This is a genomic window from Novosphingobium sp. KN65.2 (genome assembly GCF_001368935.1).
In the GTDB taxonomy this organism is placed as follows: Bacteria; Pseudomonadota; Alphaproteobacteria; order Sphingomonadales; family Sphingomonadaceae; genus Novosphingobium; species Novosphingobium mathurense.
The window spans coordinates 1-25,269 of the sequence record NZ_CCBH010000159.1 but is presented as its reverse complement, the minus strand read 5'-3'; the positions used below and the strand labels follow the sequence as shown (position 1 = coordinate 25,269).

At 63.5% G+C, this 25,269-nt stretch carries 17 protein-coding genes; 12 read left to right on the top strand and 5 right to left on the bottom strand.

All coding sequences use genetic code 11. The annotated features are described in order from the left end of the window. Positions 1-806, top strand: an 806-nt coding sequence (locus SPHV1_RS13330; protein ID WP_231634674.1) for a M3 family metallopeptidase, incomplete at its 5' end; no start/stop codon positions are given. A 48-nt stretch (positions 807-854) separates the two neighbouring features. After that, entirely contained in the window at positions 855-1,931 is a 1,077-nt protein-coding gene (locus SPHV1_RS13325) for a PLP-dependent cysteine synthase family protein (protein WP_054946527.1), read from the top strand. Positions 1,932-1,994: 63 nt separating this feature from the next. Here SPHV1_RS13325 and SPHV1_RS13320 read toward each other — a convergent pair whose 3' ends face one another. The 4 genes from SPHV1_RS13320 to SPHV1_RS13305 all read right to left on the bottom strand — a co-directional run bounded on the left by SPHV1_RS13320 (position 1,995) and on the right by SPHV1_RS13305 (position 9,014). Continuing rightward, positions 1,995-3,251, bottom strand: coding sequence for an MFS transporter (locus SPHV1_RS13320; RefSeq protein WP_054946526.1), 1,257 nt, complete (start codon positions 3,249-3,251; stop codon positions 1,995-1,997). A 130-nt stretch (positions 3,252-3,381) separates the two neighbouring features. Next, the gene (locus SPHV1_RS13315) at positions 3,382-4,818 is read right to left on the bottom strand and encodes an efflux transporter outer membrane subunit (RefSeq protein WP_054946525.1); all 1,437 of its coding nucleotides are present in this window, start codon (positions 4,816-4,818) and stop codon (positions 3,382-3,384) included. 2 nt (positions 4,819-4,820) lie between these two features. Further along, positions 4,821-7,931, bottom strand: a complete 3,111-nt coding sequence (locus SPHV1_RS13310; RefSeq protein WP_054946524.1) for a multidrug efflux RND transporter permease subunit — start codon at positions 7,929-7,931, stop codon at positions 4,821-4,823. Positions 7,932-7,940: 9 nt separating this feature from the next. Further along, positions 7,941-9,014, bottom strand: a complete 1,074-nt coding sequence (locus tag SPHV1_RS13305; RefSeq protein WP_139383903.1) for an efflux RND transporter periplasmic adaptor subunit — start codon at positions 9,012-9,014, stop codon at positions 7,941-7,943. Positions 9,015-9,195: 181 nt separating this feature from the next. Here SPHV1_RS13305 and SPHV1_RS13300 point away from each other — a divergent pair, with 181 nt between their 5' ends. The 9 genes from SPHV1_RS13300 to SPHV1_RS13260 all read left to right on the top strand — a co-directional run bounded on the left by SPHV1_RS13300 (position 9,196) and on the right by SPHV1_RS13260 (position 21,417). Beyond that, a complete protein-coding gene (locus SPHV1_RS13300) occupies positions 9,196-9,873 on the top strand; it encodes a response regulator (RefSeq protein ID WP_054946522.1) in 678 nt (225 codons plus the stop codon). Continuing rightward, positions 9,870-10,937 carry an ATP-binding protein gene (locus tag SPHV1_RS13295; RefSeq protein ID WP_054946529.1) on the top strand — a complete coding sequence of 356 codons (1,068 nt, stop codon included), beginning with the start codon at positions 9,870-9,872 and terminating at the stop codon, positions 10,935-10,937. Before SPHV1_RS13300 ends, SPHV1_RS13295 begins: the two co-directional genes overlap by 4 nt. Before the next feature lie 179 nt (positions 10,938-11,116). Then, a complete protein-coding gene (locus SPHV1_RS13290; RefSeq protein ID WP_231634673.1) occupies positions 11,117-12,769 on the top strand; it encodes an FAD-binding protein in 1,653 nt (550 codons plus the stop codon). Positions 12,770-12,805: 36 nt separating this feature from the next. Beyond that, positions 12,806-13,273 carry a hypothetical protein gene (locus SPHV1_RS13285; protein WP_054946520.1) on the top strand — a complete coding sequence of 156 codons (468 nt, stop codon included), beginning with the start codon at positions 12,806-12,808 and terminating at the stop codon, positions 13,271-13,273. 55 nt (positions 13,274-13,328) lie between these two features. Next, complete coding sequence (locus tag SPHV1_RS13280) at positions 13,329-14,609, top strand: TolC family protein (RefSeq protein WP_054946519.1); 1,281 nt, start codon at positions 13,329-13,331, stop codon at positions 14,607-14,609. Beyond that, positions 14,609-15,868, top strand: coding sequence for an efflux RND transporter periplasmic adaptor subunit (locus SPHV1_RS13275; protein WP_054946518.1), 1,260 nt, complete (start codon positions 14,609-14,611; stop codon positions 15,866-15,868). The genes SPHV1_RS13280 and SPHV1_RS13275 overlap by 1 nt, the downstream gene beginning before the upstream one ends. Positions 15,869-15,890: 22 nt before the next feature. Continuing rightward, positions 15,891-19,055, top strand: coding sequence for a CusA/CzcA family heavy metal efflux RND transporter (locus tag SPHV1_RS13270; RefSeq protein WP_156367350.1), 3,165 nt, complete (start codon positions 15,891-15,893; stop codon positions 19,053-19,055). 389 nt (positions 19,056-19,444) lie between these two features. Further along, positions 19,445-20,647, top strand: a complete 1,203-nt coding sequence (locus SPHV1_RS13265) for a hypothetical protein (RefSeq protein ID WP_054946516.1) — start codon at positions 19,445-19,447, stop codon at positions 20,645-20,647. Beyond that, the gene (locus SPHV1_RS13260) at positions 20,644-21,417 is read left to right on the top strand and encodes a glycosyltransferase family 2 protein (RefSeq protein WP_054946515.1); all 774 of its coding nucleotides are present in this window, start codon (positions 20,644-20,646) and stop codon (positions 21,415-21,417) included. The genes SPHV1_RS13265 and SPHV1_RS13260 overlap by 4 nt, the downstream gene beginning before the upstream one ends. A 351-nt stretch (positions 21,418-21,768) precedes the next feature. On the opposite strand, the gene SPHV1_RS13255 is transcribed toward SPHV1_RS13260, so the two are convergent. After that, the gene (locus SPHV1_RS13255; protein ID WP_054946528.1) at positions 21,769-22,953 is read right to left on the bottom strand and encodes a hypothetical protein; all 1,185 of its coding nucleotides are present in this window, start codon (positions 22,951-22,953) and stop codon (positions 21,769-21,771) included. Between the two features lie 475 nt (positions 22,954-23,428). On the opposite strand from SPHV1_RS13255, the gene SPHV1_RS13250 reads away from it, so the two are divergent. Continuing rightward, positions 23,429-25,269 (top strand): Ig-like domain-containing protein (locus tag SPHV1_RS13250; protein WP_197277724.1); only part of this gene is annotated, 1,841 nt, incomplete at its 3' end.

Genomic DNA, 25,269 nt, shown 5'->3' with positions numbered 1-25,269 from the left:
GGGGGGGGGGGGGCGCCTGGATGGCGCAGGCGCGACCGCGGCTGAACGATGGCGATGTGCGGCGTGTCCCGGTCGCCTATCTCGTCTGCAATTTCGCGCCCAGGGCCGAAGGCAATCCATCGCTGCTAAGCCACCGGGAGGTTGTGACATTCCTGCACGAGACGGGGCATTGCCTGCATCACCTGTTCACCCGGGTCGACCGTCCCGACATCGCAGGCACCAACGGCTTCGAGTGGGACGCGATCGAATTGCCCAGTCAGTTGATGGAGGATTTCGCCTGGGATCGGCAGGTCCTTCGCGGCATGTCCGGGCACTACCGGACGGGTGCTTCGCTGCCCGATCCCCTGTTCGACAGGCTGCTGGCAGCGCGCCAGTTCCTTTCGGGCATGTTCATCGTGCGACAGGTGGAATTCGCGCTGTTCGATCTCTTGCTGCATCTGGGTACGTTGGGCACCGATCCGATGGAGGTGATCGAGGCGGTGCGTGACGAGGTTGCGGTGATACATCCGCCGGGCTGGCACCGCTTTCCACATGCCTTCTCGCATATTTTCGCGGGTGGCTACGCTGCTGGCTACTACAGCTACTTATGGGCCGAAGTGCTTGCGGCCGACGGTTTCCAGCGATTTGCCGAAGCCGGCCTGATCGATCGGCCGACTGCCGAGAAATTCCGGGAGGAAATCCTCTCGCGCGGGGCCAGTCGGCCTGCTGCCGTGAGTTTCCGGGCATTTCGGGAACGGGATCCCGATCCGCAGGCCATGCTGGTCCGGCGCGGACTGACGCAGGATCCGGTGCATGCACCATCGTGAGGGATGGCGCATTGAGTGGAGGCGAATATCCAATGGAGCTGATTTTCGATGACTGCTGATAAAAGCGATGCAGCCGCACGCGCCTGGCGCGCAGAGGCCATTCGCAGGATCGAGGCGGACTACAATCGTTCGGCCGACACGCATCTCATTAGGATCGATCTGCCCCGCCACCCGGATATCAAGCTGTATTTGAAGGACGAGAGCAGCCATCCGACCGGCAGCCTCAAGCACCGGTTGGCCCGCTCGCTCTTCCTCTATGCGCTGTGCAATGCCTGGATCGGCCCGGACACGTGCGTGATCGAGGCATCCTCGGGATCGACTGCCGTCAGCGAAGCCTATTTCGCGCGGATGCTGGGGCTGCGCTTCATCGCCGTGGTGCCGGCGACCACCGCTGCGCCGAAGCTCGACGCGATCCGCTTCCACGGCGGCGAGATCCATGCCGTCGACGACCCGCGAACGGTCTACGATGTTGCGCATCGCCTCGCCAGCGAGACGGGCGGGCATTATCTCGACCAGTTCACCTATGCCGAGCGCGCCACCGACTGGCGGGGCAACAACAATATCGCGGAAAGCATATTCGCGCAGATGTCGGCCGAGGAATTTCCGGTGCCGATGTGGGTTGTATGCGGTGCGGGCACGGGCGGGACTTCCGCGACGATCGGCCGCTATATCGGCTATCAGCGCCATGCGACCCGGCTTTGCGTCGCCGATCCGGTCCATTCGATATTTCACCGCCACTTTGTGGATCGCAATGCGGTTTCCCTGCCGGAAGGTCATGCCAGTCGCATCGAAGGGATCGGTCGCCCACGCGTCGAGCCCAGCTTCATCCCTTCGGTGATCGATCGCATGATCGCGGTCGAGGACGCACAAAGTATCGGCGCGATGCGTGCGTTGTCCCGCCGTCTGGGCCGCAGAGTAGGAGGGTCGACCGGAACGAACCTCGTGGCTTGTGCGCAATTGATCGAAGAGATGTCCGCTCAAGGCGAGCAAGGTTCGATCGTCACGATCCTGTGCGATGGCGGTGAACGTTACGGGTGTACCTATTACGACGATGCCTGGTTGTCGGCATGTGGCGTCGACTGGCAGGCGCACGAAAACGCCATCGCTCAATTGATCTCGGCTTGAGGCAATCGACCGGGACAGGTGGCTGCCGATCGTTCCGCCCAGTCCGGCCGGGCGCTCGGCAGTTCAATCGGCCTTGCGCAACGTGGGGGACTGGAAGGCCAGAAGGCATATCAACGTGCCAAGTCCGCCCAGAAGCACGAACAGCCAGCGAACACCGATCGCTTCACCAAGCGGTGCGGCGGCAAGCAGGCCGACGGGCGCAGCCAGTCCCATCAGGGTGTTGAGCAGCGAGAGAACCCGACCCTGAAACCGGTTGGGTACTGTCGACTGGATCAATGCGGTAAATGGCGCATCGCCAAGGATGAAGGTCGTACCGCTCAGCGCCCAGAATATGGTCGCCAGCCAGAATAGCGCCGGTGGCATCAGCGCAGTCAGAGCCAGCGTCGCGCAGGACAGGGCGAAGCCCCACAGGATCCACCTTACGATCCTTTTGGGTACGATTGCCGCCACGATGAGGCCGCCCAGGATCATTCCCGCTCCGCCCAGGCTTTCCAGGACGGCCACCTGGACGGGGCCACCTCCGAAGTGTTCCTTCACGAGAAGCGGCAGGAGGGTGAAAGTCGGCATGACGACAAGGACCACGGCGGTGAGCAAAGCATAGATGCGAAGCAATCCGGGGCTCTGCCACACGATGCGAATGCCTTCGCGGAATTCTGACCACAGGCTGGTTGAAGGATTCCAGGGTGTCCGGTGCTGCGGAATGGCAAACAGGAGGAGCGGCGCGATACCGATAAGGGCGGTCGCGACATCGATCCACAGCGCCATGCCAACGGGCATGACGCTGATCGCAAACGCACCGAACGGCGCGGCAGCAATGGTCACGATTCCGATCATGGTCTGGTTGAGTCCTGCCGCGCGGGGCAGGAAGCCGGCGGGCACGAGCATCGCCGTGCTCGCCGAAGAGGCGGGCATCTGGAACGCGGCTGCCGCGCTGCGGACGAACATCGCGGCATAGACATGCCACAAGGCGATCTGCCCGCTCGCGAACAGGGCGATCAGCACGAGGATGCAAACGGCGCTGACCGTATCGGCAACGATCATCAGCATCCGTCGGCTGTAGCGATCGGCGAAGGTCCCGCCGATCGGGCCCAGCAATGCCTGCGGCAACAGCGCGACCAGCCCGGCCGTTGCCAGCGCGCCAAGATCGCCCGTGGTGTCGGTAATCCACCAGATGAGAACGAACTGCGTCATCGCTGAACCGATCAGCGACAGCGCCTGTCCGCCGAAAATCGACCAGTAGCGCCAACGCCAGCCCGGGCCGGGATCAGCGCTGCCGGAGGAATATCCGCCGCTGACGGCTTGCGGTGAGGATGCCTGCATGGTGTCGTTCAATGTCACAAGATTGGCGCAGGAGCGTTCGTCCAGCGTCCTTGGTCGCGAACTTGGCGATACACGAATTCCCGGTCGGGAATGGCGATATCATCGCCATGCAGCATGGAGCCGGATGCACTCACGGCGTGTCGGTATTTTGCCCGGTGTCGCCGCCCAGCGCACGATACAGGGCGGCAGCGCTGGCCAGTTCGTCGCGCCGAACGACAAGTGCTGCCTGTTGCGCGGCATAAGTAGCGCGTTGGGCATCGAGCAGTTCCAGACGGCTCGACATCCCGGCACTATAGGAAAGCTGCGCCAGCGAAGCGCGGCGTTGCGCCTGGGTTACGACAGCGCGCAGTTCGGTCAGCTGCGTGGCATACGTCGCGCGCGCCGCCAGGCCGTCTGCGACCTCGCGAAAGGCGGTCTGAATCGTCTTTTCGTAGGTTGCGACGGCGGTGGAGGTGCGCAACTTCGCAATGTCGAGATTGCCACGCAGCTCGCCGCCGCGAAACACCGGCACGCTGATCGCAGGCGAATAGGACCACGAGCGATTTGCCCCCTGGAACAGTCCCTCGAAAGCGCGGCTGGCAAAACCGAAGGCAGCCGTCAGGGATATGCGAGGAAAGAATGCTGCGCGGGCCGCGCCGACATCGGCGTTGGCGGCGCGCAACTCCTGCTCTGCCTGTGCAATGTCGGGCCGGTGGATCAACAGGTCCGACGGCGTGCCCGCGTTCAGCTCGGTGCGGATCGGCTGATCCATCAGTGATATGGGCGGCGGCAGATCGCCGGGCAGCGGCGCTCCGACCGCCAGAGTCAGAGCGTTGCTAGCCTGTGCCAGCTCCCGCTCGCGCTGGGCCAGATCGGCCTGTGCCTGGCGCACCAGGCCTTGGGCCTGCGCCAGATCGACCCCACTGGCCTGTCCGGCCGCCTTCAACCTTCGCGAGATGTCGAGGGATGTTTCCCAGTCCGCCAAAGTCGAGCGGGTGAGGGAGAGTTGTTCCTCGGCCAGTCGCTCGTTCAGATAGGCGTCGACGACCGTGCCGATGACGTTGAGACGCACGGCATGCCTGGCCTCTACCGAGGATAGCCAGCGGTGGAACGCTGCCTCGTTCAAGGCACGCAAACGGCCGAAAAGGTCGATCTCGAAACTTGTCAGTGCTGCCTGGGCCGTGAACTGCCCGAACTCGATGCCGGTCGCACCGTTGCCCGAGGTGCCGCCGACAGCCGCGCCCGTTGCGCCGGCGGGCTGCCGCTGCCGGGAATAGCCGCCCTCGGCGTTGATCGAGGGGAGAGACTGGGCGCGCTGGACGGTCCGTTGCGCTCGCGCGGCCTCGGCATTGAGCGCGGCGATCCTCAGATCGCGATTGGCGTCGAGCGACAGGGCGACAAGCCGCTGCAGGCGCGGATCGCCGAACATGCCGCGCCATGCGGGCAGCGCCTCGGCCGTCGCTGCAGTGTCTGCTCCGGGGTAGCTGTCTGCGACCGGTGCGGGCGGCAGGTTCAGCTTCGGTGTCATCGAACAGGCGCCGGTCGCCAGTAACAGGATAAGTGTCAGGGGGCGCATCGAAATTCCCATGGTCATGCCTCCTTCGTCGTCCGTCGCGCTGTCCAGCGCTCGGCCAGGCTTGCCACCACCACGAAGAAGACCGGCACGAATATCAGCGCCAGCACGGTTCCGGTGATCATCCCGCCGAACACCCCGGTGCCGATCGCGTGCTGCGTCTCGGCGCTGGCACCGCCTGCCAGCATCAGCGGCACGACTCCCAGCGTGAAGGCCAGACTGGTCATGACGATCGGGCGCAGGCGAATGCGGGCCGCGGTTATGGTCGCCTCGATCAGGGAACTGCCCGCCTCGCGATACTGTTTGGCGAACTCGACGATCAGGATCGCGTTCTTGGCGCTGAGGCCGATGATGGTGATGAGGCCGACATTGAAGAAGATGTCATTGGACAGGCCGCGCACCATCACTGCCATCACCGCGCCGATCAGGCCCAGTGGCACCACCAGCATCACCGCCACCGGGATCGACCAGCTTTCGTAAAGGGCAGCCAGCACGAGGAACACGACCAGCATCGACAGGGCCAGCAGCATCGGCGCCTGCGCCCCGGCCTCGCGTTCCTGCAGCGATTGGCCGGTCCATTCGATCCCGAAGCCCGGGGGCAGTTGTGCAGCGAGTCGTTCCATCTCCACCATCGCAGTGCCGCTGGAGACTCCAGATGCTGCCGAGCCGGAAATGCTGACCGCCGGATAGCCGTTATAGCGCGAGAGTTGGAGCGGCCCGTTGCTCCAGACCGGAGTGACCAGTTCGGCCAGCGGCACGGTTCCGCCGCTGATGTTGCGGACGCGCAGCTGCATCACGTCGTCCAGATTCATGCGGTAGTTTGCATCGACCTGCACGATCACCTGCTGCAAGCGGCCCCGGTTGGAGAAGTCGTTGACGTAATTGCTGCCCAGCGCGGTGCTGATAACGTCGGAGATGGCGGTGTAGGATACGCCGAGCGCCCGAGCTTTCGCCCGATCGATATCCAGTCGTACGCTAGTACCTGAAGGCAGCCCGTCGGCACGGACATCGGTCACCTTGTCGCTGCGGGCGGCCTGCGAGATCAGCATGTCGCGCGCGGCGAACAGCGCTTCGCGTCCCTTGCCCGCACGGTCCTCCAGTCGCAATGAAAAGCCGGAGGACGTGCCAAGCTCTTCGATCGTGGGCGGCATCATGCTCATTACCTGACCTTCATGAACGGAGGCATCGGTCGCCGCATTGGCCGCCTCGATCTCCTTGCTGACATCGGTTCCGCCGCGCTCGCCCCAGTCCTTCAACATGGTGAAGACCATTGCGGCATTCGGCCCCGAGCCGGAAAAGCCAAAGCCCATGATCGACTGGGTCCTCTCGATGCCCGGCCGTTTCGTCGCATGCTCCTCGAAAACCTTGACGGCATCCAGCGTGCGGCTTGCGGTCGCATCCGCCGGAAGCTGGAAGCTGGTCATGAAATACCCCTGATCCTCGTCCGGCATGAATGAGGAGGGCAGGTTGATGAAAGCAATGCCCAACAGTCCGACGATGGCCGCAAACACCGCCATCATGCGTCCGGTCCGCTTCAGGAGCGTGCGGACCCATTCCTGATAGCCCTGGGTGGCGCGGTCGAACCGCTCATCGAACCAGGTGAAGAACCGGTTCTTGCGCGGTTCGTCCGAAATCGGCTTGAGCAGGGTTGCGCACAGGGCAGGGGTCAGCGTCAGTGCGAGGAAGGCGGAAAACAGGATCGATACCGCCATGGCCATGGTGAACTGTCGATAGATCGTGCCGACCGACCCCGAGGCCAGCGCCATCGGAATGAAGACGGCCGACAGGACCAGGGTGATACCGATGACCGCCGGCGTGATTTCCTTCATGGCCATGCTCGTGGCATCGCGGGGGGAAAGGCGCTTCTCGTGCATCAGCCGCTCGACGTTCTCGACGACGACGATCGCATCGTCGACGATGATGCCGATCGCCAGCACCATCCCGAACATCGTCAGCACGTTGATCGAAAAGCCCGACATCAGCATGACCGCGATCGTGCCCAGCAGCGCGATCGGCGCAACGATCGCGGGTATGAGCGTATAGCGAGCCTGCTGGAGAAACAGGTACATCACGAGGAACACGAGGATCATCGCTTCGATCAGCGTGTGCACCACCTTTTCGATGGAGATGCGCACGAACGGAGCAGTGTCGAACGGGACCGACCAGCGCATGTCCTGCGGCATCGATTTGGCCAGTTCGGTCATGCGGGCGCGGACCGCCTGCGAAGTGGCCACGGCATTGGCGCCCGGGGAAAGCTGAAGGCCGACCGAGGCGACGGGCTTGCCGTTTTCGCGCGTGGAATTGCCGTAAATCTGCTGCCCCAGTTCGATCCGGGCCACCTTGTCCAGCGTGACGCTGGACCCGTCCGTATTCGCCTTCAGGATGACCTGTGCGAAATCTTCGATGGTCTTCAGCTGGCCGTCGGCGGTCAGCGGCACGAGTACGCGCTGTCCCTGCGTCGTCGGCTCCGTGCCGAGCGTGCCGGGGGCGATCTGGACATTCTGTTCGGCGATGGCCGAGGTCACGTCGCTGGTAGTCAGGCCGTATCCGGCAAGCTTTATGGGATCGAGCCAGATGCGCATCGCCCGCTCGGAGGAGAAACTCTGGACGCGGCCCACTCCGGGCACGCGCTTCAGTTCGTCGACGATGTTGCGCGTCATGTAGTCGGTGAGTTCCAACTCGTCATAACGCTCATCGGACACCAGGCTGACGAACATGAGAAAGCCCGAGGACGCGGCTTCCACGGTGACACCGGTCTGGCGCACGACCTGCGGCAGGCGCGCTTCGATGGCCTTGAGCCGGTTCTGGACGTCCACCTGGGCCATCTCCGGATTGGTGCCCGGACGAAAGGTCGCAGTGATCGAGGCCGATCCAGATGTGTCTGCCGAGCTTTCGAAATACAGAAGGTTCTTCACGCTCGACAGCTCACGCTCAACCAGCGAAATGACACTGTCGTTCAGCGTTTGTGGCGTGGCTCCTGGATATGTGGCGTAGATGCTGACAGTGGGGGGGGCGACGCTCGGGAAGCGCGCTACCGGCATCTGCGGGATGGCGATGGCGCCCATCAGGACGATGGCGATGGCGATGACCCAGGCGAAGACCGGGCGGTTGATGAAGAACTGAGGCATGGTTTTTTGTCAGCCCGCCTTGCGGCCAACCCATGAGCGCTGCCTGACCGGGGTGCCGGATTGCACCCGATCCTGGCCTTCAACGATCACGATTTCACCTTTGCGCAGCCCCGACTGGATGACGTAGCGGCCATCGCTCAGCGGGCCGAGCTGGACCCGGCGGACATGGACCCGGTCCTGCGAATCGACCACGCTGATCTGCGCAGCGCCATCGTCTGCACGCGTCACGGCCTGCTGCGGTACGGTCAAAGCCGCGGGTATTACAGCGCGGGGCAAGCGGGCGCGCACGAACATGCCCGGCAAAAGCCGCTCGCCGGGGTTCGCTACCTCGACGCGGACCAGCGCGTCGCCGGTGGTCGGATCGACCGCGATGCCTGAAAACAGGATGCGCCCTTTCACGGGGTGGAGGCTTCCGGACGACGTAAGGATGTCGACCGGCCCCGCTGCGCCCTTTTCGCGAAGCGCGGCGTACTGTTCGGCAGGTTGCCGGACATCGATATAAACGCGGTCGATCTGCTGGATGGTTGCCAGCGGGTTTGCATCGGCAGCTGCAACCAGCGCGCCCTCGGTCACATTGGTAGCACCGATGCGACCGGAGATCGGGGCGGTCACCCGCGAAAAGCCGAGGTCGATCTGCCGGCGGCGCAAGGTTGCGCGGGCTTCTGCCACTTCGGCGGCGGCCTGGTCGCGCGCGGCGACGGCATCGTCATAGCTTTGGCGGCTGATGGCATCGGCTTCGACCAGCGGCTTCAGCCGATCGGCCTGTCCGCGCGCCCGGGCGTAGGTGGCAGCCGCTTTCGCGACGGTCGCCTTGGCGGTGTCGGCATCGGCCCGGAACGGCGCAGGGCTGATCTGGAACAGCACCTGACCGGCGCTGACGGCCGCTCCCTGCTCGAACAAGCGGCGCTGGATAATGCCGCCGACCTGCGGGCGGATCTCGGCGGTGCGGTATGCCACGACGCGGCCCGGCAGTTCGTCCACCGCCGTCACTGCGCTCGGTTCGACGCGCACGGTCAAAACTTCGACGGCAGTTGCGGTTTTCGAGGGTGCCTCGGTGGAACAGCCGGCCAAGAGTGCAGACATGGCGCATACGGCCGGCAGTGCATATCGCGTGCTTCGAGCAATAGATCGACGTATCATGCCTTCGCCTATCTGCGCGTTCGGTTGCGCCTGTGTCGAGGTTTTATGGAGACTGCGTGGAGCAAGGCTGGCAAAGCGCCGAATTTCGCTGATAAGTCGGGTCCATGCCTATCGGAGACCCCGAATGAATCCGCTCGCGCTCATTGCCGAAGATGACAAGGACATTGCCGAGATCATTCGCGCCTATCTCGAGCGCGAAGGTTTCCGCACCGTGCAGGCCAGCGACGGTCGGACAGCGCTGGACATTCATCTGGCCCTGAAGCCCGACATCCTGCTGCTCGACATCTCGATGCCCTTGGTCGATGGGTGGGGCGTGCTGTCCGAAGTCAGGCGGCGGGGCAACACGCCGGTCGTTGTCATCACTGCGCTCGATCAGGATATCGACAAGCTTCAGGCATTGCGGATCGGTGCGGACGATTATGTCGTCAAGCCTTTCAATCCGGTTGAAGTTGTGGCGCGGGTCAAGGCGGTACTCCGGCGCTCGGGCGATTATGGCGCGAACGGTGTGCTCCGCGTAGGCCCGGTCGAGATCGACACCAACGCGCACCTGGTCAGGACCGAACGGGGCGAGGTCGCCTTGACGCTTACAGAATTTCGCCTGCTGACCCACATGGCCCGAACGCCGACGCGGGTGTTCAGCCGCGGCGAGTTGCTGGATGCCTGCATGCCCGGATCGGATGCGCTCGATCGCACGGTCGACAGCCATGTCAGCAAACTTCGTCGCAAGCTCGATCAGGCGGGCGTGCCTGAAATGCCGGAAGGGGTGCGCGGCGTCGGTTATCGCTTGTGGTCGCGCGGATGAGAGGCCGGATCAGCCTTGCCCGGCAGTTGGCGCTTTCGATGGCGGCGCTCGCTCTGGCGGCGGTCGCCGTCATCACGTTGGCCTTCTACGTGGTATATGCGGTGTTGGAGCGCTGGCGGATCGTAGCGCCCCCGCCGCCGAGCGCCAGCGACACTTTCGGGCTCGATGTCGGCATTACGCTTGCGGCCTGTTTGATGGGGGTCCTGCTTGCGTTGGCGATCGCCATCCGGCTTGCCCGGCGGATCGTTCGCCCGCTTGGGGCCGTGGGCGAAGCTGCACGTCGCATCGCGGAGGGCAATCTCACCACGCGGGTGGACTCGGTCGGCGAGGCGCATGGCGAAACGGCACTGCTGATCGCCGACTTCAATGCCATGGCCAGCCGTCTGCAGCGCATGTCCGATGACGTGAAAGTCTGGAACGCCCAGATCGCGCATGAGTTGCGGACACCGCTTACCATCCTGCGAGGACGTCTTCAGGGCGTGAAGGACGGCGTCTTCGTCTTGGATGAAAAGCTTGTCGACGATCTCATGAAGCAGGTCGACGGTCTGGCCCGGTTGGTGGAGGATCTGCGCAGCGTAAGCCTGGCCGATAGCGGGCGGCTTGAGTTGATGTTTTCGGACGTTGATCTCGCTGCCGAGGTGAACGACATGCGCCCGATCCTCACTTCGATGCTGACGCCTGCAGGGTTCGGCCTGGAACTGGTCCTGCAACCTGCGATCGTGCGGGTGGACCCAGCACGCATCCGGCAAGCGATAATTGCGCTGGTCGACAACGCTCGCCGTCATGCCGATCCATGCACCTTGCGGATCGTTGTCGAATTCTCCGATCAGACAGCCGTGATTACCGTTGCCGACGAAGGGCCGGGCCTTGCGGAGGGCTTCCGGGAGGATGCCTTTACGCAATTCGCGCGTGGTGAGCGCATCTCCGAAGGTTCGGGTCTTGGCCTGGCCGTTGTCCGGGGTATTGCGCGGGCACACGGCGGCGATGCGACGTACTTGCGGACATCGTCCCACTCGATGTTCCGTATATCGCTGCCGAAGTCGCAGTCCGCAAACGTCGCGTAGCCTTTCGGCGCGGCGATCACGGTTGCCGACCTGTCCCGTTCACCGAACGCCAGCCACCTATGACAATTCGGAGTGGTTGCCCTTTCATGGCCTGATTTACAACCGTCGTTGCAAAACGAGCGCTCGCCCTTGTCGGGACCGGAAACGGTCACGGCACCGGGTAAATCGGGAGATGGATTGTGACGGATCAGTTCGAGTGGGACCGGGAAGCGGACGTCGTGGTTCTCGGGTCGGGCGGAGCGGCGATGACGGCCGCGATTTCCGCTTTCGATTTCGGGGCGAAGGACGTGGTGATCCTTGAGAAGACCGGGATGGTGGGCGGTACCACTGCCATGTCCGGAGGCATGCTCTGGATTCCGGGAAACCATCACCAGCTGGAAGCCGGTATCGAGGAAAACGACGAAGACGTAGTGGCCTACCTCGATTCCCTCGCACCGGGGCAACTCGATCCAGAGACCCTGATGGCGTTCATGGAAACGGGACCGGAAATGATCCGCTACTTCGCGGACAGGACGCCTGTCCGGTTCCATGCCTTTACCGACTTTCCCGATTATCAGTCCTATATGCCGGGCGCGAAGCCGGACGGAGGGCGGTCGCTCGACAATGAGGCTTTCGCATTCGAAAGGCTCGGCAAGTGGGCGAGCCGGGTGAACCCTACCAAGATGGCCTATCCGGTCCGCGGCAGCCTGATGGAGGCGATAACCGGCGCCCTCGATGAAGCGACACTCGCAGAGCGAGAGGCAAAGGATTATCGGGGACTGGGTCAGGCCCTGGCCGGCTCGTTGTTCAAGGCCGTGCTGGATCGCGGGATTCCGGTGGAGTTCGAAAAGCGGGCGCGCAGGCTGATCAAGGCCGGCGACCGGGTGATAGGCGTCGTTGCTGAAGATGGGGATGGCAAGGACTATCGCGTGCGGGCCCGGCGCGGCGTGGTGATTGCCACCGGAGGCTTCGAATGGAACGAGAAGCTGGTCCAGACTTTCCTGCGCGGTCCGCTCACCGGGCCGGTCAGTGTGCCGGAAAACGAGGGCGACGGTCTGCTCATGGCCATCGACGCCGGAGCGCAACTGGGCAACATGCAACACGCCTTCTGGATGCAGAGCGTTCTGGAGTTCAAGCCGCAGCACCGCAATGCCAAGCCCAATTTCCTGCTGGGTTCGGACGAGCGCGCGCGGCCCGGTGCGATCCTCGTCAACCGCGCGGGCAAGCGCTTCGTGAATGAGGCGGCGAACTACAATGCGCTGGGCAAGACGCTGCACGCTTTCGATGCCGGGACGCACAGCTACGCCAACCTGCCGTACTGGTTGATCATCGACCAGCGCTACCGCGACAGGTACCACACCTTCAACACGCCGCCGGGCGGTCCGGTGCCTTCTTTCATGATCCAGGCCGATACGCTTGAGGAACTGGCGCACGAGGCCGGGATCGATGCCGAAGGCCTTGTCGCCACGGTGGCGCGTTTCAACGACATGGTGCGCAAGGGCCATGACGACGATTTCAACCGCGGCGACAACACCTACGACAATTTCTACATGTGGGGCGATGCCGCCTTCGATCCGCCCTATCGCACCCTGGGCGTGATCGATCGGGCTCCCTATTACGCCGTGAAGATGGAAGCGGGCGCGCTGGGAACCGCCGGCGGTCCGCGGACCAATGCCGATGCCCAGGTGCTGGACTGGGACGACAACCCGATCCCCGGCCTCTACGCGGCGGGCAACGCGATGGCGGCGGTCCTTGGCGAAGCCTATGGCGGCGCGGGAGGGACGCTCGGGCCGGGCATGACCTTCGGCTACATCGCCGGACGACACCTGGGAACGCACATCCCGAACCGCTGAGCCGGCAGGCACTGCGCCCCGATTTGAGGGACTTCAATGCGCCGCGCCCTTGAGCACACCGTCGGGTTTCGCTATCGCTACGCCCTGATGGCCTTTATGCGTCACCTCAAGGTGGACCGCATCTGCATGATGTTCGTCCTTTCGCTCGCACTCCTGTTTGCGAGCGCGATGGCGTGGTCGAACATGGTTGTCGAGATGCAGCACGCGCCGGGGCAGGCGGATGAGCACGAAAGCGTGCTGCTCAGCAGCCTGACCGCACAGCTCGATCATCTGGACGATCATTTTCCCGACCAGGAGGACGAGGACGAAGCGGGCGGGGCACTGCAGGGGCACCATCACCATTCCGGCGATACGAATTCGGCAATCCCGACCGACGCCAGCCATGCCCACCGGATGGCCACGGTCGATGCCAACCTGCACGCGATCGGTCCGGATTGCGCAAAGCCGGGATCGGAGCTTACCGGTCTCGAGCGGCCTCCCCGCCTTCTTGCCATGAACGCCTGAATCCCGCGCCGATCGGGCGCGGGTTGTCCCACGCCCGTCCGCGAGGCTTCATGTCATGTTTTCGTACCCTTCCGCGCGCCTTGCCGCGCGCCTGATACGTCTGGCGCCCCCGTGCGCCGTCATTCCGCTTGTCCTTTCGGCCCAGGCCGCTTCTGCGCAGGGACTTACCCTGTCCGAAGCGCTGTCCCGGGTCGCCACGACCAATCCCGCCTTGCAGGTGAACGCAGCAAGGCTCGAAGCGGCCGATGCCGCGGTTGCGATAGCCGGGGTGCGTCCGCGCGATACCGTCGGCGTCGAGGTCGAGGATTTCGCCGGTACGGGCACTTACGGCCCGCTCGAACAGCAGCAGACCACCGCATGGTACGAGCGTACCTGGGAGCGCGGTGGCAAGCGGGAGGCCCGCCTGAATTCCGCGCGCGCCGAACTCGGTGTCGCCGGCGAACGCAACGCGCTGCGCATGCTCGACATGCTGGCACAAGTGCAGGCCGCCTGGGTCGATGCGCTGGCCGCGGAGGCGGGCATCGCCATAGCGCAGCAGCGCCTGCAGGTTGCCGACCAGACACGGGCACAGGTCGACCGCCGGGTGGCCCGCGCGCTCGATCCCCTGTTCGCCGCCGAACGCGCGAAGACGGCGGTTATCGAGGCGAGGATCGCGCTCGATCAGGCTCGCAGGCAGGCGCGCCTCTCTCGCGCAAACCTGTCCGGCTGGTGGGACGGAGGCGAGGACTTCGCACTCGAGACAGAGCCCTTCTTCTCGGTTCAGGAAACCGCGCCTTCGGCTGATGAAAGTCCCGACCTGGCGCTGTTGTCGGCCGAGCGGCAGGCAGCCGATACACAGGTTCGCCTGGCCGAAACAGGCGATGCCGGCAATGCGACGGCCCGGATCGGCATTCGTCACTTCGGGCAGGGCAACAATGTGGCCCTCATGGTCGGAGGCTCGATCCCGCTGGGCAATCGGTCGGCCAATCGCGGCAATGTCGCGCGCGCCGCTGCCGAGAGCCGGGCTGCCGAGGCCGAGATCGCGGTTGCGCGCCTGCAGGTCGGCCGCGAGGTGGATCGCCTCGTGGCGCAGCGCGCGGCGCTGGCGAGTGAAATCGCCCGCATCGAACGCGAAGTCCTGCCCTCGGCGCAGAAGGCGCTCGCGCTGGTGCGCGACGGTTTCGCGAGGGGGGGGACGGCCTTCACTTTCCTTGAAATCAACCAGGCCCAGCAGGCCCTGATCGACGGCCGGTCCCGCCGTGTCGACCTGCTGCGCCAGTTCCATCTCGCAGGCGCGCGGCTCGACCGACTGACCGGTCGCCACGCGTCCCTCGTTTCCAGCACGGAGATCCGCTGATGATCCGGTCGCTTTTCTGCGCGAGCTCGCTGCTCGCCCTGTCCCTGCTTGCCGCTTGTGGCAACGACGCCCCCCATTCCGACCATGCCGAAGCCGAGGGTGAAGCCCACGCAGCCGGCGCAGACGAATACGAACGCGGTCCCCATCGTGGCCGGATGCTGCGCGATGGCAATTTCGCGCTCGAGGTGACGATCCACGAAGATGGCACGGAGCCCGAGTTCCACGTTTACGCCTATCGCGACGACGAACCGCTGCCGCCCGGCGAGGTGCAGCTCGCCGTCGAACTCACCCGCCTTGGCGGTGAGGTCGATCGCTTCGCCTTCGCGCCGCGCGAAGATTATCTGCGCGGCAAGGGCGCGGTCCGTGAGCCGCACAGCTTCGATGTGAAGGTGCGGGCTGTGGAGGGCGGACGCACGCATGCCTGGTCCTACGCTTCCTATGAAGGGCGTACGACAATTTCAGCGGAGGCAGCCCGTCAGGGCGGTGTGGAAACCAAGAAGGCCGGCCCGGCGCAGATTGCCGAATTGGTCGAGTTGTCCGGCCGGGTGGAAATCACGCCCGAAGGCCAGGCCGATGTCCGCGCGCGATTGCCGGGGCAGATCATGTGGCTGAGCGGCCAGCTGGGGCAGGCGGTTCGCAAGGGCCAGACGCTGGCGCGGGTCGAATCGAGCCATTCGCTGCAGACATACGCGATCCCTGCGCCGATCGGCGGGATCATCGTCGAGAAGAACGCCAATGTCGGCGACGTGACCGGCGATCGCGCCCTTTTCGTCATTGCCGATCCCACGAAGCTCCATGCCGAGTTCTTCGTCTACCCGCGCGATGCCGAGCGGGTGCGCGTCGGCCAGCCCGTCAGCGTGCGCAGCCTTTCGGGCGACATACAAATGACGGCTGAGGTCGAGGCGATCCTGCCGACCGCGGACCTCGCCAGCCAGACAGTTCTGGCGCATGTCCACCTGCCGCCCGCCGCGGCCAACGTGTTCAGGCCGGGAATGGGCGTGAACGGGACGTTCACCGTCGCCTCTGCCGAGGTGCCGCTGGCGGTAGAGACCAAGGCGATCCAGCGCTTCCGCGATTTCGAAGTGGTCTATGCCAAGGTTGGCAATACCTACGAAGTCCGGATGCTTCAGATCGGGCGACGCACTCCGGAATGGACCGAGGTTCTCGGCGGACTCAAGCCGGGCACGGAATACGTCACCGACGGGGCTTTCCTGATCCGGGCGGATGTCGAGAAGTCGGGGGCCAGCCATGACCACTGAGGCATCCGCCAACAAGCAGCAGGTGCTCGAGAGCATCATCGCCGCGTCCATCCGCTTTCGCTGGACGGTCCTGAGCCTCGTCGCGATGTTCTGTGCTATCGGCATCTGGGCCTTCCAGCACCTGCCCATCGATGCGACGCCCGACATCACCAACGTACAGGTCCAGATCAACAGCGAGGCGAAAGGCTTTTCTCCGCTCGAAGCGGAACAGCGCGTCACTTTTCCGGTCGAGACGGCGATCGCCGGACTGCCCGGGCTGCAATATACCCGTTCGATATCCCGCTACGGCCTGAGCCAGGTGACGGCGGTCTTCGCGGACGGAACCGACATCTATTTCGCCCGCCAGTTGGTGAACGAGCGGCTGCAGACCGCACGCGACCAGTTGCCCGAAGGCGTCGCGCCCGAAATGGGACCGATCGCTACGGGGCTTGGCGAGATCTTCATGTACACGCTGGAGGCCGAGCCGGGCGCGCGCAAGCCCGACGGCAGCGGCTATACGTCCGAAGACCTGCGCACATTGCAGGACTGGGTGATCCGCCCGCAGCTTCGCAACACGCCCGGCGTCACGGAAGTAAACAGCATCGGCGGGTTCGAGCGGCAATACCACGTCACCCCGCTGCCGGATCGGCTCTCGGCCTATGGCCTGGCTCTCGGCGATGTCGTGAGGGCGCTCGAACGCAACAATGCCAATGTCGGCGCGGGCTATATCGAGCGTTACGGCGAACAATACCTCGTGCGCGTGCCGGGGCAGGCGTCCAACCTCGACGACCTGCGTTCGATCATCGTCACCAATCGCGGCGGCGTGCCGATCCGCATTGCCGACGTTGCCGACGTCGTCATGGGGGAGCAACTGCGCACGGGCGCTGCGACCGAAAACGGCCGCGAGGTTGTGCTCGGTACCGTCCACATGCTGGCCGGCGAGAACAGCCGGATCGTCGCCCAGGCCGCGGCGCAGCGGCTTGAAGAAGCGGCAAAGGCGCTGCCGCCGGGCGTCAGGGCGGTGGCGATCTATGACCGCACCGACCTCGTCGAGCGAGCGGTGGCGACAGTCGAGAAGAACCTCGTCGAGGGGGCCTTGCTCGTCATCGTCATCCTGTTCCTCCTGCTCGGTAACATCCGCGCCGCGCTCATCACTGCGGCGGTGATCCCTGTCACCATGCTCATGACCATCACCGGCATGTTGCGCGCAGGCGTCTCGGGCAACCTCATGAGCCTTGGGGCGCTAGACTTCGGCCTGATCGTCGATGGCGCCGTCATCATCGTCGAGAACTGCCTGAGGCGTTTCGGTGAGGCGCAGCACGAACGTGGCCGCCTGCTCGACCGCGCCGAACGCTTTGCACTGGCGGCTTCGGCCACTTCGGAGGTCATCCGGCCATCGCTGTTCGGCGTGTTGATCATCGCGCTCGTCTACGTGCCGATTTTCGCGCTGACCGGTGTGGAAGGGAAGATGTTCCATCCCATGGCGATCACCGTCGTCATGGCCCTGAGCTTCGCACTCGTCCTCTCGCTGACTTTCGTGCCGGCTGCGGTGGCCCTGTTCGTTACCGGCAAGGTGGAGGAGAAGGAAAGCCGTCTCATGATCCGGGCCCGCCGGATCTACGAACCCGCGCTCGATGCGGCCCTGCGTTTGCGCAAGGCCTTCGTCGCAGGGGCTGTCGTCCTGGTCGCCATCGCGGGCCTTTCGGCAACCCGGATGGGAACCGAGTTCATCCCAAACCTCGACGAGGGCGACATCGCACTGCATGCGCTGCGCATTCCGGGGACCAGTCTCACGCAAGCCGTGCACATGCAGACAGCGCTCGAGGCCCGGTTGAAGCAGTTCCCCGAAGTGGATCGCATCGTCGCCAAGATCGGCACCGCCGACATCGCGACGGATCCCATGCCTCCTTCGGTCGCTGATACTTTCGTGATGCTCAAGGACCGGTCCGACTGGCCCGATCCACGAAAGCCGCGTGAGCAACTGGTGCGCGAGATGCGCGAGGCGGCGATGAGCGTGCCGGGCAACAATTACGAGTTCACCCAGCCCATCCAGATGCGCTTCAACGAACTGCTGTCCGGCGTGCGCGCCGATGTCGCGATCAAGGTTTTCGGCGACGATCTCGACACTCTTCACGAGATCGGCAAGACGATCGAGGGCGTGGTCGAGGGAATCGACGGCGCGCGCGACGTCAGCGTGGAGCAGGTGACCGGCCTGCCGGTGCTGCAGGTCACCCCCGACCGGGCGGCGCTGGCCCGTCTTGGCCTCAATGTCGGCGATGTGCAGGAGGTCGTGGCCATCTCCATCGGCGGCGCCGAGGCCGGGGCGATCTTCGAGGGCGATCGGCGTTTTCCGCTGATCGTACGCCTGCCCGAAGACATCCGCGGCAAGGCCGACGAGATCGGCCGCCTGAGGATCCCACTGCCGGGCGAGGGCGGCGAGCCACGCGGTTTCGTGCCGCTCAGCGACGTGGCCCGGGTCGACGTCGTGATCGGTCCCAATCAGGTCAGCCGCGAGGACGGCAAGCGCCGTGTCGTCGTCACCACGAACGTGCGCGGTCGCGATCTCGGTTCGTTCATCGATGAATTGCGCGAGAAGGTCGATGCCGAAGTCGAGGTTCCGGCCGGTTACTGGGTGAGCTACGGCGGCACGTTCGAGCAGCTCATCTCGGCGGCAGAGCGGCTGCGACTTGTCGTACCGGCGGCCCTGCTGCTGATCTTCGCATTGCTCTTCGCCCTGTTCCGGTCCGCCAGGGACGCCGGCATCGTCTTCTCCGGTGTGCCGCTGGCCCTGACCGGAGGCGTGGCAGCGCTGTTGCTTCGCGGATTGCCGCTGTCGATCTCGGCCGGTGTCGGCTTCATCGCCCTATCGGGCGTTGCCGTGCTCAACGGCGTCGTCATGCTGAGCTTCATCCGTCAACTGCGGGAGGCCGGCCAACCGCTGGATGAGGCCATCCGCCAGGGCGCGCTCACCCGCCTGCGCCCTGTGCTGATGACAGCACTGGTCGCCAGCCTCGGCTTCGTGCCGATGGCGCTCAACGTCGGAGCCGGAGCGGAAGTCCAACGCCCGCTGGCGACAGTGGTGATCGGAGGCATCGTTTCCTCGACCCTGCTGACCTTGCTGGTGCTTCCCGCACTCTACCGGATTGTCCACCGACGCGAGGCGGAACCGGAAGCGGTGCGAGAGGAGACGGGGGCGGTGCAGGTGTGAGTTGCAGGGACGCGAAGCCTGTGTGCGCGCAATTGCAGGCTTCGCGTCCCACGCCTTGGAGGATCGTTCGAGCTGTTGACGCCAGATGCGCAGTGGTGCCCGGAAGACTCGATGCATCTGGACTAGGTTGAATCCGGTGAAGTGACTTTCAGATGAAACAAAACCTTGCCAGTCCATGTGCTGCATCATCGGCCTTGGCTGTGCAAGGCCATGTGCTGAAAGCTGGATCTGACAATCTGGCCCGATGGCGCGTGCCCGTTCGATGATGCGAAAGTTGCAGATTTGTCACTTGTCAGTGAATCGGTCTGGAAACTATTTGGCGCCGAAATTCCGCCCCTGGATTGGCAGCCTTGGCTGTCTTTACAGGTCTCTATTCGAAAGTTGCTAGAGTGCGCGTAGCGTTCCTGTTCAATCATGATCAAGTTCATCAGGTCGCACACAGTCTCCCCATAGCAATTGCATTGGCAAAGGGCGGGTTCGACGGCGAAATCATAGTTGCGACCAGTAATGCGCACCTGTCCGAGCAAGTGAAGAGTTTGGGCGGTGACCTGATCGGTTCCCGCATAGAGCATGTGGAACTGCGGCCATCGCAGGCAACGCAGCGTCTGAACTCGATGCTCAGCAAGCTCGTTCCCATGGAAAAGTTGCTGATTTATCGTGACAATCTTGAATTCTTTCGCAGTCTCGATTTTCTCGTCGTAACGGAGAAGACGTCGCTGCTCCTGAAGGAGCGCTACGGACTTCACGATCTCAAGATCATCCACACCCGCCACGGTGCGGGCGATCGCGCTATTGGCTTCAACAAGGCAAGCGCGGGCTTCGATCATGTTCTCTGCTCAGGGCCGAAGGTGCGCGACCGGTTGATCGCCGAGGCTGGCGTGTCGCCCGAAGCGGTCAGTATCGTGGGGTATCCCAAGTTCGACCTGGTGCGAGGCAGCGAGCCGCTTCGCATCCTGCCGAAGGCTGAACGGACGGTTCTGTACAATCCGCATCCATCACCGCATTTGTCCTCTTGGTACCGCCATGGACGCCAGGTGCTCGAGCATTTCCTCGATGCGCCAAGGCACGGCCTGATTTTTGCCCCGCACGTGATGCTGTTTCAGCGCAAGTTCGTCGTGACGGTGGATCGCTTCCGGGTCGACCGCGCCGGCGATATTCCGCAGAAATTCCTGCGCGGGGACAATATCAAGATTGATCTGGGAAGCCGCCGCTCGGCCGACATGACATATACGCAGGCTGCGGATATCTACCTTGGGGATGCCAGCAGTCAGATATACGAATTTCTTCTCAAGCCGCGTCCATGCATCTTCCTGAACAGTCATGGATACGAATGGGTCGGCAAGCCCGATTTCAGGCATTGGTGCGCGGGTGAGGTTATCGATAGCCCGGCGCAGTTGCCGGAAGCACTGGCGCGCGCGGATGAACTGCATGAAACCCGCTATCGGAATATCCAGGAAGAAATGTTTGCCGAAACTTTCGACCTGAATGAAGTCCCCTCGTCAGAGCGGGCCGCCGAGGTCATATTCAGATTGGCCAATGATCACGCCAGGGCGTGGCCGGAGACGACGTTAATGGCGGTTTCGCACGCATGAGCAATGTCACTGTTGTCCTCCCATTCTTCAACGAACAGGGATGGGTCGGACGGACCGTTCAAAGCCTTGCCGCGCAAGGCAACCATGCGTTTCGATTGCTGCTGGTCGATAATGGTTCGACCGACGAAGGCGCTGCCGAAGCAGCTCAAGCCGGAGAGATTCTGGGCGACCGTTTGCAGATCGTCAGGTGCAGCATTCCCGGCAAGATCAATGCGATGCAATACGGTCTGGCGCGAGTCGAGACGCCCTTGGTCTCAATTTGCGATGCCGATACATTCTATCCGCCAGACTATATCGACCGGATAGTCACTCTCTTTGCTGCTGATCCGGCGGCGGCCGCGGTCATGGCGATAGATATCTACAGACCCCTGTCAGATCCTGTCTCGCGCAAGCGGATCGAGTTCGTCATGCGCAAGAGCCGTCGTTTTGCCGCAAAGTGCCACGCCGGTGGTTATGCTCAGGCCTTCCGAACCGACTGTCTTCGCGAAGCGGGCGGCTTCGATACCGACCTGTGGCCCTATGTTCTCGAAGACCATGAAATCGTCCACCGGGTCGGTCGGTTCGGTCACTCGGTCTATCATCCCGATCACGTGTGCTTCCCGTCTGAACGCAGAACCTCGCGGGAATCGGTCAGTTGGACGCGGTTCGAGCGGCTTCTGTACCGCTACATGCCGTCAGCAGGCATGGACTGGTACTTCTACCGTTTTCTCGCCGAACGTCTCAGGTCCCGTAAGTGTCACGGCACGGCCTTGCGGGAGAAGACGTGGTGATTACGGAGACTTGCTTCGTTGTCCCCGCCAAACTTTCGGCACGCCACTTGGGCGCAACCTAGAGGACTAACCACACAGCAATTCGGAGTTCAGCTCCGCGGTCAATCCGATCGCGGAAAAAGGGGGAGTCCGCCTGATCTCATGCAGATCGCGGGGCAGGCCTCGTATTGACGTTCTTGCGATCGAACGTTCCTCGGAATTCTCATCGGTCAATCAACGGGGGTGATTGTGCGTTGTCTTGTTTCAAGAATATGGAAGGAATTCACGCTCTTGTTGCAGGCAATCTGGCAAGGTGTGGAATGACCTCGCGATCGTGTCTCGCGAGGGGCCAGTGAAGTCCAGGTTGCGGCGCTAGAACTGTGCAGACACCATCAACCGGTCTCCTCCGGCGTCATAATGGATGTCGAACCCCGCTGCGCGCAGGTCGGCGAAGCTGACGTAGTCGGCGGCGGCGGCGGAACTGGCTAGCCTGTCGAAGGTTTCGGGCGCCATCTGGTCCTTCACCGGTGCAAGCAGGTCGGCGAGCTTTACCGATAAGTCCCCTGTCATGCCGATCCGGACCGTCAGGCTCCCCGCAGGCATTCCTTCGAGGCTCAGGCCCGCGACGTGCAGGATATGATCGCCGACGATGCGATCGGGCACTTTCGCGACCTTTGTCGCGTATTCCGGACGAGACCGGGCGAGCTCAGCGCTGCCAGTGCTTTGTGCCTGGATCGTCGCCATGCCGGATTTCCTGATAGGGCGACGGGCCGGCGTAAGCTTTGCAAGGTCGAAGTCGCGCACTTCCTCTGATTGCGAGAACAGCCCCAGTCCGTCAGTGCCCGAGAGCGGTCCCGTGCTGGGAGCCGGTCCGATATCCGGCTTCGCACCGGACGCGAGCGATTGTTCTGTCGGGGTGGGGACCGGAACGGCGGTTTGCGGGATTGGGGGGGCGACGACTTTCAGAGTTGCGTCGGGGTGGAGGGGGGCGGTGGCCACAAGATGTGCCGCAGACGGTGGCATCGCGATGCGCACCGCATCGAGCGGTCCGTGGCGCTCGACATTTTCAGCCTGCGGCTTGGCATAGCCGGGTTCGGGCAGACGTGCCTGGATCGATGTCCCTGTCGCAGCCAGAACCTGAGGTGCCTGTCTTGTCGGTGAGAGTTGTCGAGAGGCTGGGTTGGGGCTGACAACGGCTGGTGAGAGAGCTTCCGACTGCTGACTGCGCGCGCCTGTCGCTGCGTATGATGCGCTCGTCGGCGCCAGCACGCTGGTGAGGCCAATTGCGCCGGCCTTTGCCGCCTGCGTCAAGGCTTCGGCGGAATCCTGAAATGTCGTCGTGATGGTCGGGGCCTGGCCGAAAGTCGGTGAGGTGAGGCGCAGGGGTTTGACTTCAAGCTTGCCCATCCAGTCGCCGACCGTCCCGTTGGATACCGTCACTGCCGGATAGGTGACCGTAAAGCCGGCCATGCCGGTGGCCAGGGCGAGGGCAAGGACGCGCGTGTCCGAAGTGCCCAGATGGCTTTTTGCAAAGTCCATTCCCATCGCGATGTTCATGACGGCCCCCGTTCGTTCGATCGCAAGCGCCAAATATCGAACGCGCAACTATCGCTGTAAATCAGGCTGTTGACAAACCTTATCATCCGGAATGGTCGTCCGTTCAGGCTTTCGGGTTGAATTGCCCTCCCATGGCTTCAGGAAAACTGCGTTAAAACAATAACGTAAGAAAATTCATCCGGCCGCTGTCGAGAAAAGGATTACCCCGAAATGTGTGCAACACCGGGACAGGCTCACGTTAAGGTTAGTTAACGAGCTTGTCTCTGAGGGTGCCACGTGTTGCTGTGATTTCAGCCGGTTAAGTCTGCTCCGAGTCGCTCTCACTGAGCGCCGAGAGAGGCAGGCGCCGGTTGAAAAGGGCGCAATGGTCAAGCGGTGTACAGTCGCGTTGCGTCCGGAATCCGCCGGCTGACCATTTCGAACCCGACTGCATCGCGGCGCTTTGCCGCGGGCAGCAAGCGACAGGGAAGTGGTTATGGATTTTCAGGACGGTCACGGTTCGGACAACAGGTCACCGGCGGATGCCAACCTGGCAGGTGGCAATGTCTCGGCAGCCGCGTCTGCGGGTCATACGCAAGTCTTGCTTCCCGATGCCAACAACCTCGTCGTTCTGCCGGAAGGCGCCACGCTCGATGAACTGTCGGTGCAGGGGCGCGACCTTATTCTCACGCTTCCTGACGGGCAGGTCTTCGTCATTCCCGACGGCGCAGTCTACGTCCCGCAGATCGTCATCGGCGATGTCGCGGTGCCGCCTCTCAACCTTGCGGCACTGTTGACCGGCAACGAGCCGCAGCCTGCCGCCGGAGGAGTACAGAGTTCGGGCGGCAATTTCGCCGACCCTACAGGTCCGATCCAGGCCGCCTATGGCCTGGGTGACCTGCTTCCCTATACCGAACTGTCGTTCCCGCAGCCCCAGCAGGAGGAAATCCTGCCCCAGCCGGTGAACAAGGTTCCCGACATCCTGATCCAGGACGGCGGTCCTGCGTCCGATTCAGCTGTCGACACAGTCTCTGAATCCGGGCTTTCGGGCGATCGTCTCAACGGCAACCAGGAAACGCCGGGTTCGGCTTTCGGTAGCGGTTCGGACGTCACGACCGGCACGATCTTCGTCACTTCCGAAGACGGCATCGCTTCCATCGCGATCAACGGTGAAGTGCTCACGGGTGAAGCCGGCCAGCAGATCGAGGGTGCCTATGGCCGCCTGACGCTGGGCGCGCTCAATGGCGACCGGATCGCCTACACCTACGAACTCTACGACAATACCAGCGGCGACAACACGTCGGACGTCTTCACGGTCGTGGTCACCGATCCCGATGGCGATGCGGCTACGGCCACGCTGACAGTCAACATCGTCGACGACGCTCCGATTGCGCGTGCGGATACGGATAGCGTTCCGGCCGCCGACTTCACCGCGCAGACCGGCAATGTCCTGAGCGGCGTGGGCACTACCAGCGGTACGGCCGGGGCAGACACTCTCGGAGCCGATGGCGGCACTGTTACTGGCGTGCATGCGGGCACTTCCGGTACGTTTTCGGGCACCGGATCGGTAGTGACCGGCGAGTACGGCACGCTCACGCTCCTTGCCGACGGTTCCTACAGCTACGCGCGCACTCCGGGGACCGGCGGCGGCGTTACCGATGTCTTTACCTACCAGGTGACGGACGGTGATGGCGATGTTTCGACTGCGACGCTGACCATCAGCATCGCGGACAGCCCGCCGATGATCATTTCGGTGCCCGAAATCGGCGACGGAACCCAGGTCAACGAGAACCAGCTGCCCCCGTCGACCGACACGCGCGATGGCGAGGACCCCGGTTCGCAGTTCGTCAGCGGACCGGAATCGACGACGGGAACGATCACGTTCCATTCCGACGATGGCCTGACCAGCGTCTCGATTGGCGGGACTGTCGTGGATCCCGGCTCTTTCCCGCAGGTTGTTTCGAGCGACGCGACGGGCACGCTGACCGTCAATGACTTGACCTACGATCCGGTCACCGGTGACGGCAGCGTCACTTACACCTACACGCTCAACGACAACACTTCGAACACGGACGGGACGACCGTTTCCTTCGAAATCACGGTCATCGATGCGGACGGCGATTCCGCGACCGACAATCTCGACATCAATATCGTCGACGATGTGCCGACGGCCCATGCCGACACCGGTTCGGTCACCGAAGGCGGCAGCCTGACGGTCCCGTCGCTCGGAGTCCTGACGAACGACGTACCCGGTGCAGATGGCGCGACTATAACCGGCGTTGCGACCGGCACCGACACGACTTCGCCGGTCAGCGGCAACCTTGGCGGAGCCGGCAT